We start from the raw sequence: 10,688 nt of genomic DNA, 5'->3' as shown, positions 1-10,688 counted from the left end.
CCATAAGCGACAGCCGAAGCCGCCTTTCAATTTCGCACCATGCAGCGCAAAATGTTATCCGGTATTAGCCCCGGTTTCCCGGAGTTATCCCAGTCTTATGGGCAGGTTACCCACGTGTTACTCACCCGTCCGCCGCTAACTTCATAAGAGCAAGCTCTTAATCCATTCGCTCGACTTGCATGTATTAGGCACGCCGCCAGCGTTCATCCTGAGCCAGGATCAAACTCTCCAATAAAGTTAGTTTGTCTAGCATCTAAAATAAAAATTGACGTTTCACGTTGTTTGTTTCGTTCAGTTTTCAAAGAACTTGTACATCGCCAATTGGCGACTTCCTTATGTTAGCATCTTCGTTTTTCGATGTCAACTAAGTTTTTTAATTTCTTTTTTCGCTTTCTGCGTGTCCCGCATCAGCGACGCTTATTAATATACCACCCTAACTTTTAAATCACAAGTGTTTTTTAAAAAAAATATAAAAAAGTTTATTACCTAACAAAAGTCCCCTTATTTCATATTTACTGGATCAGCATCCTATTTATCAAACAACCTTATTTCATTTACAGATAAATATTTCTGCATACCGAATGTTTATAAATTGAAACTTTAGTCCGTACAGAATACATTTCTTCACTAATCTTCATTTTACAAGCTATTAATCTCCCCGCTGACCTATCTTCCCTACTCTTACTGAACTTTGGGATAAAAATATGATTGAACTGCAAATAGTGATTAACTCGTTATCGCTCATTTATCTTTCCATCCATCACCCTCTAACCCTTATTACAAGATAACCATTACATCATAATTTTCTTATTTAAGAATAAATTTAGAATTTTTTTACATTTAATTAATGAAAAAAATCCAGATTTTGTTATATAGTAACAAAGTAGGCTAAAAAACAACTTAAACGGAGGAATTACTTTTATGGAGAGGTTAACAAAATTCTCATTAAAAAACCGAGCCGCTATCATCATCATGGTTTTACTCATTTCTGTACTCGGCGTTTATTCTGGTTCGAAATTACCAATGGAATTTCTACCTAGTGTCGACAACCCCGCAATAACTGTCACTACAATGTCGCAAGGATTAGATGCTGAAACATTGACAAAAGAAGTAACTGAACCGCTCGAGAAAAAGTTTCGAAATTTGGACCACGTCGATACAATCACTTCTTCTACTTATGAAGGTTTATCTCGTATCGATATCACGTATACATCTAAAGCTAATATGAAAGATGCCACGCTCGAGGTCGAGAAAATTACCAACAACGTAAATTTCCCAAAGGAGATTACAAAACCCGTCGTCAGCCAACTTAATACCTCTATGATTCCACTTGCACAAATTACCGTTCAAAAACAGAATGGTTTTACAAAAGCAGACGAAAAACAGATTGAAGAAGAGATCATCCCGCAACTTGAAAATATCGACGGCGTCGCTAACGTCATGTATTACGGTAAATCAACATCCGAGTTATCTATCATATTAGATCCAAATGAAATGAAAAATAAAAACGTAACACCACAGCAGGTATTAGCCGCTTTACAAGGAAAAGAAGCTTCCACTCCAGTTGGTCAAGTTACTGTCAATAACGAAGACCACAGCCTCCGCGTCATTGGAAATGTCAAAAATGTAGATGAAATAAAAAACATGTCACTTACACCTCAAATCAAATTACAAGATATAGCTCAAGTAGAAATAAAACAACATTTTGATACCGTTACACATGTAAATGGCGATGAAGGAACTGGATTAGTTATAATGAAAGAACCTAGCAAAAATGCAGTTGCAATCGGAAAAGAAATCGATAAAAAAATAAAAACTATAAACAAAGAATATAACGATACTTATAAAATTAAATTAATATCCTCTACTCACGAACAAGTTGAAAATGCAGTTGTGAGTATGGGGAAAGAAGTCATTTTAGGAGCCATTGCTGCGACATTTATTATTTTAATCTTTTTACGCAGCGTTCGAACAACCCTTATCGCTGTCGTTAGTATTCCGTTATCTATTTTACTAACACTATTTTTACTTGATCAATCTCATGTTACATTAAACATTTTAACTCTCGGGGGCTTAGCGGTAGCGGTTGGTCGACTTGTTGACGATAGTATTGTTGTCATTGAAAATATCTTTCGGCGCTTACAAAAGGAACATTTTTCAAAAGACATCATTTTAGACGCCACAAAAGAGGTAGCCGTCGCAATTACCTCCTCTACTTTAACAACAGTCGCTGTCTTCTTACCTATCGGTCTTGTGTCAGGTACAATCGGTAAGCTAATGTTACCTATGGTATTAGCCGTTGTATACTCTATACTTTCTTCACTAGTGGTAGCCTTAACCGTTGTTCCACTTATGGCATTTTTATTGCTGAAGAAAACAAGGCAGCGTACACCGAAACCTTCAAGAAAGTATACAGCTACGTTAAAATGGGCACTTTCGCATAAGTTTATTATTTTATTCTCTTCTTTCCTATTATTTGCGGGATCAATTGCTGCCTATGTATTACTACCAAAAGCAAATATAAAATCAGAAGATGACACGATGCTTTCAATTCAGATGACATTCCCAGCAAGTTACGAATTTGAATCTAGAAAGCAAACAGCCTTTGATTTTGAAAAAAAATTACTTTCTAACAGCAATGTAAAAGATGTTATTTTACGAATGGGTTCCAGTGCTGAAGATGCACAGTTTGGATTTTCAACTAAAAATAACCTTGCATCTATTGCTGTAGTCTTCAAAAAAGGAACAGATATCGATCAATATATTAAAGAACTAAAAAAAGGGCAGGCAGACTTTAAACCAGCCGAATTCGATTATACAAAGGCAAGCTATTCTGGTTCTGGCGGTGGAAACAGCTTGCAATTTAACGTGACAGCAAACAATGAAACAAATTTAAAAAAAGCTGCTGATGTCGTTGAAACAAAACTTAAAAGTATAGACAGCCTTTCTAAAATAAAAACAAATCTAGAAGAGTCAAAGAAAGAATGGCAAATCGATATTGATCAAAAGAAAGCTGAACAAGTTGGATTAACACCAGAAACAGCCGGACAACAAGTTGCATTCCTTATGAAAAAATCACCAATTGGGCAAATGACAATTAATGAAGAGAAAACGACCATTATGCTCGAACATAAACAAAAAAAGATAAGTAACAAGGAAGATATTCTTAACACAAATATTATGTCACCTATAGCAGGACCAATTCCTTTAAAAGATATTGCAACCATTTCAGAAAAACGATTGCAAACAGAGATTTTCCATAAAGACGGGAAAGAAACCATTCAAATAACTGCCGAAGCAACAAATGAAGATTTAAGCAAAGTGAATACTGAAGTGAACAAAGCTATTTCAGAATTAGACCTACCAAACGGTGCGAAAGTTAAAATTGCTGGTGCAACCGAAGCAATGCAAGAGGACTTTACAAATTTATTCAAAATCATGGGTATCGCAATCGGCATTGTTTATTTAATTATGGTCATTACTTTTGGGCAAGCACGCGCTCCATTTGCGATTTTATTCTCTTTACCACTAGCTGCTGTTGGCGGTATTTTAGGATTAATCATTTCAAGAACACCAGTCGATTTAAACGCACTAATCGGTGCATTAATGTTAATCGGGATTGTAGTTACAAATGCCATCGTACTAATAGAACGCGTTCAACAAAATAAAGAACAAAGTATGACAACGCGGGAAGCTTTACTAGAAGCAGGCTCTACAAGGCTACGACCAATTATTATGACAGCCATTACAACAATAGTAGCGATGTTACCATTATTATTCAGCCAATCACAAGCCGGCAGTATGGTATCAAAAAGTTTAGCGGTTGTTGTAATCGGCGGTTTAGCAGTTTCAACTGTACTCACATTAGTCGTCGTCCCTGTTATGTATGAACTGTTAGATAAATTCGGCAAAAAACGAAGCTCACGCAGAAAAGTAGAACCTTCTATAGAGACACCAAAAGCTTAATAAGAAAAAACGTTATCTTCCGTTTTGAAGATAACGTTTTTTCTTTCTACTATAAATATAATTTCATGATCACTCATTCATATAGGTCATCACTTTATTTATATAAGCTTCTAACGGTTGTCCAGAATCTACAATAATGTATGTAAAATCAGATGGCCGTTTACTATCATCTAACCATTTTTCAAACGCTTCTTCAGATTCCACTTTCCTAATTTGACTTATCATTTGTTTTCGCTTCTTTAATCTATTATTAATTTCTTCTATATCATTAAGGTAGCACTCAACATATTTGTACTTCACATTATACTTCTTAGACAACTTTATTCCCTTTTCTAACATTTCTGTATAGAGACACGGGCTATCCAGTATTACACTATGCCCCTGGGATAAATGAAAATCTATTAATGCCCATTCGATCTCGTACGAAATTCCACCAGCGGCCGTTGTTTCAATCTGACGAGTTTCCAACGACTCTAGTAAGGCCGTTTTTACAATATCATGATCAATCACAATTGCCCCTGTATTTTTCGCTATACATTTAGAAAGTGTCGATTTTCCCGAACCCGGAGAACCTGACATTTGAAGAAAAAACATAAAAAAGCACACCTTCCTTATATTATTTTCTATCCCACAGTCCATTCGCATATTTACATATACATCATTTTATCATAGGAATTATCCTCTATCCTCTCCACAAAACAGAATGAAACAAAAACTCCCTGCCTATTTAAGCAGAGAGTCCTTTATTAATATAGGGTACAAGCATTTAAGCTGCTTTTGCTTTTGTTACTTTACGAGATTTCTTCGCTCCCGTAAAACGTTTATGAAGTACAGATGCAGTAAAACGAGCAATAATATTAAACAGTAATACCATAATAATTAAGACTGCTGCTGATTTTGTCGCAATTAACTTCGCATCTGGAATAATCCCTTCAGAGTTTAATTTCCAAATATGAACTGCTAATGTTTCAGCTGGGCGAAATGGATTCAACGGATGTGCAGGACTTGAAAAATCAGCTGCTGAATTTAGAATTGGCGATGTTAATCCCGCTGTATAAATTAATGCTGCGGCTTCACCAAATATACGTCCTGCAGCTAAAATAATCCCTGTAATAATTTGTGGTAATGATGTCGGAATAATAATCCGTACAATCGTTTGCCACTTTGTTGCACCAAGCCCAAGACTCGCTTCTTTTACATTAGACGGAACTTCCGTAATCGCATTTTCACAAACACGCGTTAGGCCTGGTAAATTTAAAATCGTTAAAGCAAGTGCTCCTCCCATTACCGTATAACCCCAACCAGTCATTGTAACAAATACTAATAGACCAAATAACCCAACAACAATAGATGGTAGTGATGCCATCGTTTCAATACATAAACGAACAAATCCTAAAAAACGCCCTTGTTTCGCATATTCCGCAAGATAAATCCCCGCTCCTAATCCAAGCGGAATTGAAATAATTAAGGTAATAACAAGCATATAGAAAGAATTGAATAATTGCGGACCAATTCCACCACCTGCTCTTGTATTGCTTGGTTCTCCGAACAAGAAACTTGGATCCCAAAATCCCCAGCCCTTTTGTAAAATTTCGTATACTAAGAAAACAAGTAAAGCTACTACAAACGCTGCAACCGCATATAAAATACCCGTCCAAATATTATTTACTTTTCTTGCATTCATCGTTATCGCTCACCTCTTTGACCAATTGCTCGAATTACTAAAATAAATAGGAATGAAATAACAAGTAATATCATTGCCAATGTCCATAAAGCATTATTCCAGGCAGTTCCATTTAACGTATTCGTCATATCCATTGTCAAAATACCTGTCAATGTTGCCGTTGGGCTATATATCCCTTCAGGTAATTTAACTGTATTCCCAATTACCATTTGAACCGCTAACGCTTCACCGAAAGCACGAGCTAATCCTAGAACAACCCCTGTTAAAATACCTTTTTTTGCAGCTGGAACAATCACACGGCTAATCGCTTGCCATTTCGTCGAGCCTAAACCATAAGAGGCCTCTAAGTAATCAAACGGAACTGAACGTATTGCATCAGAAGCAATACTAGCAATAGTAGGCAAAATCATGATACTAAGTACAATAATACCCGCAATCAAACTAAAACCAACACCGCCGAATGAATCACGTAAAAGCGGAACTAAAATCGTAACCCCTAACAAACCGTATACTACTGAAGGAATTCCAACTAATAATTCCAAAACAGGCTTTAATACTTTATTACCAAACTTCGGTGAAATTAAATTCATAAATATCGCAAGTGCAAGTGCGATTGGCGCACTAATAACGACTGCCCCTAACGAAACAAGTGTTGAACCAACAATAAAGATAACAGCACCAAATGATCCCTTATCAGCATTCGGATTCCAATTTGTTGATGTTAGCACCTCAGAAAATGAAATACCACTTTGCGTAAAGGATTGAATTCCTTTTCCGCAAATAAATGCAATAATTGCCAATGTAACAAGAACAATAAATATACCGCAAAATGTAACAAGCGTTCTTCCGATATATTCACTTTTTACATAATTAATTTGTTTTTTCCCCTTCATCACAGGACACAACCCCACTTCATAGATTGAAATGAACAAGGCTGGCCTTGCAGCCAGCCCCGTTGAATGTTTACTTATTCAGTTTAGACATTGGAATATAACCCATATTTTCAACTTGTTTTTCGAAGTCTTTACCTTTTACATAATCGATATAAGCTTTTGTAGCTTCTTTTGCTTCCCCTTTTGTTACCATGTACTCATAAGACCAAAATGGATATTTACCAGAAGAAATGTTTTCAACTTTTGGCTCTGCACCATCAATTTTCACAGTTTGTAATGCACCTTTTTTATCGCCTACCATATAAGACATTGCAAGATAACTAATAGAACCTGGAGTAGAGTTAATAGCTTGTTCTACCGCACCGTTAGAATCTTGTGTTGTACCTGTTCCATCGTTAATCTTCGCGTCTTTCATAACTGTTTTTTCAAATGTAGCACGTGTACCAGAAGATGCCGGACGGTTAATCACGTTAATTTTCTCATCTTTACCGCCTAACTCTTTCCAGTTTGTAACTTTCCCACTGAAAATATCTTGTACTTGTTTCACAGTTAAGTTGTCGACCTTCACATCTTTATTTACAACAAGTGCAAATGCAATACCTGCCACTTTGTTATCTACTAATTCTTTCGCTTTTTCCGCATCTTTTATTTTATCTGCAGCCGGAACATCAGAGTTACCGATTTGAACCGCACCAGAAGCTACTTGGTTAATCCCTGTTCCACTACCGCCACCTTGAACTTGAATAGAAACGCTTGGATTCTTTTCCATGAATTTTTTACCAGCTTCTTCAGCAAGCGGTTGAAGAGCCGTAGAACCAGCTGCCGCAATTGTACCCGACAATTCTTGTTTTGAATCATTATTACCTTTAGCAGTTCCATTACTATCTGTGCTCTCTGATTTCCCACACCCAACTAAAGCACCCGCAACTACTAATGCCGCTAAAGAAAATTTAATACCTTTTTTCATAACCATGTCTTGTACCCCCATTTGGATTATCACTTTTTCACATTCACTTACTTCTTTCGAACACAAATTCATTGTAGGACAATAATATTATGTTAGTGTTAAGCAATTTTTAATTTTAAGTAAAGAGAGACAATCCAACTCAAAACCTATATATTTCACCTCTTTTTATTTAAAAAACCAAAAGAATCCACACAAATTAGCTCTGATTGTAAATTTACTTTTAACAATGTAAATTTATCGTAAATAAAATTCTTTTTTTCACTACCGGTGTTAAAAATACATTTACAAATCCATTCGTTTTTTTAACTTTATTGATGTTACTCCACGTAATTTCAGGAATATTTTTCTGTACAACAAAATAAATTGGAACAATTCTAAAAATAATTGAATATTTTTAAAGTACCAATTGACAACATCATTTCATGTAGTCTACTATATTACTAACAAAAAGTTTCCCTCGGTAAACTTTTTAAACTAACACTAAAAATATAGAGAAGAGGTAACTTTTATGGTACCGGCTAATATCAAACCCCTTTCAAGTTTCCAAACAGGGCAGTTTGTACAAATCGAGAAGATACAATTAGAAGGAACTATGAAACGTCGTTTATTAGATTTAGGCTTTATTCCTGGAGCTACTATTAAAGTATTGCAAAAAAGCCCACTTGGAGATCCAATTGCATATCAAGTAAGCAATACAACCATTGCACTGCGTAACGAAGAAAGTTCCCTTATTTTCGTGAAATCAATAGGAGATGATTTAGAATGAAAAACCATCGCATTGCGCTAGCAGGAAACCCAAATACCGGAAAAAGCACATTGTTTAATACATTAACAGGATTAAAGCAACATACTGGAAACTGGACTGGAAAAACTGTATTAAAGGCAGAAGGTGAATATGAACATAACGAGGGGTTGTATACCCTCATTGATTTACCAGGAACATACTCTCTTTATTCAAATTCTGTAGATGAGGAAGTAGCACGCGATTATATCATTTTTGAAAAACCTGACGTAACTGTCGTTGTTGTGGATGCAACTGCAATGGAAAGAAATTTAAACTTAGCACTGCAAGTTATGGAAATGACAAAAGACGTTGTAGTTTGCATTAACTTAATAGATGAGGCTGAAAAAAAGGGAATTATTATCGATGAAAAAAAATTAGCAAAGGCACTCGGAGTTCCTGTAGTTAAAATTTCCGCTCGAAACAGAATTGGAATTGGTCATTTACTAAATGTAATAGCGAAAGTGGCAAATAAAAAATTAATCCCTACGCCAATTCAAATTACTTATAATGAACAAATTGAAAATATGATTCAGAAATTAGAACCAGAAATCTACAAAGTATTCGGAGATACTTATCCCGCACGCTGGGTGGCACTCCGTATATTAGATGGAGATAAAAATTTTCTAGCAACACTTCAAAAACATCATAAGGAGCCGCTTGTAAGGGAGGTCGTAATAAATGGAATCTCACTCAGCCAGTAAAGCTCTTCCATTAGATTATATTGTTCAGCATGCACAAACCCTTACAAAAGAGGATATACGAGATGATATTGTTGGTGATATTTATCGAACTTCCGCAAGTATATGTAAAGAAGCTGTTCAATACACGAACACCGATAAGTTATACCGTTCAGAGAAGCTAGATAAAATTTTCACTTCTCCTATATTTGGCTTCCCAATCATGCTCGGAATTTTATCTATTATTTTTTATTTTACAATTGCAGGAGCTAATGTGCCGTCTGATATGATTGCTGAATTTTTTGGATGGGCAGAAGGTCATTTAACCACTTGGTTTCAAGCAATGAACGCTCCAGAATGGCTACAAGGTATTTTAATTCTTGGCTTATTCCGTGGTACTGGAGCTGTAATTAGCGTTATGTTACCACCTATGGCTATTTTCTTCCCTATGTTTGCCTTATTAGAAAACTATGGATACTTACCACGTGTCGCTTTTAACATGGATCGTTTATTTAAACGTTCTGGCGCTCACGGAAAACAATCCTTAACAATGGCAATGGGATTTGGTTGTAACGCTGCTGCCATTATGTCAACACGTATTATCGAGTCACCACGTGAGCGTATGTTAGCAATCTTAACAAACAATTTTGTTCCATGTAACGGACGTTGGCCTACATTAATATTAATGGCATCATTATTTATGGCTGCTGGATATACCGGCAGCATGCAAACACTTGTTACAGCTGGTGTTGTAGTCGGAATGGTTGTAATTGGGGTTATTGTAACATTAACAGTATCTTGGGTATTATCAAAAACTGCTTTAAAAGGTGTCCCAACCCACTATACGTTAGAATTACCACCATACCGTAAGCCGAAAATTTGGAATACAATTGTACGTTCCACACTTGATAAATCATTATATGTGTTAAAACGTGCAGTGATTGTAGCTGCACCTGCGGCTGTATTAACTTGGATATTAGCAAATATTTATGTAGGCGACACAAGCCTACTTATGTATTTTGTAAATTTCTTAGATCCATTCGCTAAATTACTCGGCCTTGACGGATTCATTCTAGCTGCATTTATCCTTGGATTACCAGCTAACGAAATTGTCATTCCAATTTTATTAATGTCTTATTTATCAACTGGTGCTTTAACCGAACTAGATGATTTAAACCAAATTAAAAACTTGTTCTTAGAACACGGCTGGACTTGGCTCACTGCGTTAAATACAATGCTGTTCTCTCTTCTTCATTTCCCATGCGGAACAACATTAGTTAACATTTATAAAGAAACAAAAAGTCCAAAATGGACATTTTTATCATTTGCAATCCCTACTGTTATCGCCATTGCAGTTACATTTCTCACAACGCAATTGGTACATTGGTTAGGGCTTGTATAAAGTGAAACTTCTATCAGTAGGAGGATTCTTCCTCCACTGATGGCTGCTTTTCACCAATTAGATTCTTAGATTCCGCTAAAATTGATAGTAACAATACATAAAAGGAAACCTAGACTACAGGTCTCCTTTTTCATCTTCACTTGGACTTTCCCACGGCTGTGCGCCGTATTTTTTAATTTTTTTATTCAAAAAGTGAATCGTATATGGAATAATCCCCATTAAAATCGTATTTATAATTGTCAAAGTTGAGGGCATCTTCATATCATTATCATCGCTCCTCTTTCCATTTAAAGATGCTATATATCAGCAAAAGCT

Annotated in this window: 9 protein-coding genes and 1 rRNA gene; 4 read left to right on the top strand and 6 right to left on the bottom strand. The window is 35.9% G+C overall.

Annotated elements, in window-relative coordinates:
* A 16S ribosomal RNA gene (locus M014_RS0118065) occupies positions 1-235 on the bottom strand; the annotation flags it as partial.
* 686 nt (positions 236-921) lie between these two features.
* Between M014_RS0118065 and M014_RS0118060 the strand changes: the two genes are divergently transcribed.
* Positions 922-3,966 carry an efflux RND transporter permease subunit gene (locus M014_RS0118060; RefSeq protein ID WP_026592980.1) on the top strand — a complete coding sequence of 1,015 codons (3,045 nt, stop codon included), beginning with the start codon at positions 922-924 and terminating at the stop codon, positions 3,964-3,966.
* Between the two features lie 69 nt (positions 3,967-4,035).
* Here M014_RS0118060 and M014_RS0118055 read toward each other — a convergent pair whose 3' ends face one another.
* The 4 genes from M014_RS0118055 to M014_RS0118040 form a co-directional block, all read right to left on the bottom strand.
* Positions 4,036-4,560 carry an AAA family ATPase gene (locus M014_RS0118055; RefSeq protein WP_026592979.1) on the bottom strand — a complete coding sequence of 175 codons (525 nt, stop codon included), beginning with the start codon at positions 4,558-4,560 and terminating at the stop codon, positions 4,036-4,038.
* A 172-nt stretch (positions 4,561-4,732) separates the two neighbouring features.
* Positions 4,733-5,650, bottom strand: coding sequence for a phosphate ABC transporter permease PstA (pstA, locus tag M014_RS0118050; protein ID WP_026592978.1), 918 nt, complete (start codon positions 5,648-5,650; stop codon positions 4,733-4,735).
* 2 nt (positions 5,651-5,652) lie between these two features.
* Entirely contained in the window at positions 5,653-6,543 is an 891-nt protein-coding gene (gene pstC / locus M014_RS0118045) for a phosphate ABC transporter permease subunit PstC (RefSeq protein WP_026592977.1), read from the bottom strand.
* A gap of 70 nt (positions 6,544-6,613) precedes the next feature.
* The gene (locus M014_RS0118040; RefSeq protein WP_026592976.1) at positions 6,614-7,516 is read right to left on the bottom strand and encodes a phosphate ABC transporter substrate-binding protein PstS family protein; all 903 of its coding nucleotides are present in this window, start codon (positions 7,514-7,516) and stop codon (positions 6,614-6,616) included.
* A 502-nt stretch (positions 7,517-8,018) separates the two neighbouring features.
* On the opposite strand from M014_RS0118040, the gene M014_RS0118035 reads away from it, so the two are divergent.
* Genes M014_RS0118035 through M014_RS0118025 form a run of 3 tightly spaced genes read left to right on the top strand, consistent with a single transcriptional unit; the run spans position 8,019 to position 10,373 of the window.
* Positions 8,019-8,276, top strand: a complete 258-nt coding sequence (locus M014_RS0118035; RefSeq protein WP_026592975.1) for a FeoA family protein — start codon at positions 8,019-8,021, stop codon at positions 8,274-8,276.
* Positions 8,273-8,995 carry a FeoB small GTPase domain-containing protein gene (locus tag M014_RS0118030; protein WP_026592974.1) on the top strand — a complete coding sequence of 241 codons (723 nt, stop codon included), beginning with the start codon at positions 8,273-8,275 and terminating at the stop codon, positions 8,993-8,995. The genes M014_RS0118035 and M014_RS0118030 overlap by 4 nt, the downstream gene beginning before the upstream one ends.
* Complete coding sequence (locus tag M014_RS0118025) at positions 8,973-10,373, top strand: nucleoside recognition domain-containing protein (protein WP_026592973.1); 1,401 nt, start codon at positions 8,973-8,975, stop codon at positions 10,371-10,373. The genes M014_RS0118030 and M014_RS0118025 overlap by 23 nt, the downstream gene beginning before the upstream one ends.
* Positions 10,374-10,487: 114 nt before the next feature.
* Here the strand turns inward: M014_RS0118025 and M014_RS29310 are convergent, their stop codons facing one another.
* On the bottom strand, positions 10,488-10,634 hold the full coding sequence (locus M014_RS29310; RefSeq protein ID WP_155924342.1) for a hypothetical protein: 147 nt from the start codon (positions 10,632-10,634) through the stop codon (positions 10,488-10,490).
* Positions 10,635-10,688: the final 54 nt, after the last annotated feature.

Origin of the sequence: Bacillus sp. UNC437CL72CviS29 (genome assembly GCF_000482345.1) — a bacterium.
Lineage (GTDB): Bacteria > Bacillota > Bacilli > Bacillales > Bacillaceae_G > Bacillus_A > Bacillus_A arachidis.
Note: the sequence above shows the minus strand (reverse complement) of the source record. Positions and strands in the feature narration are given on the sequence as shown.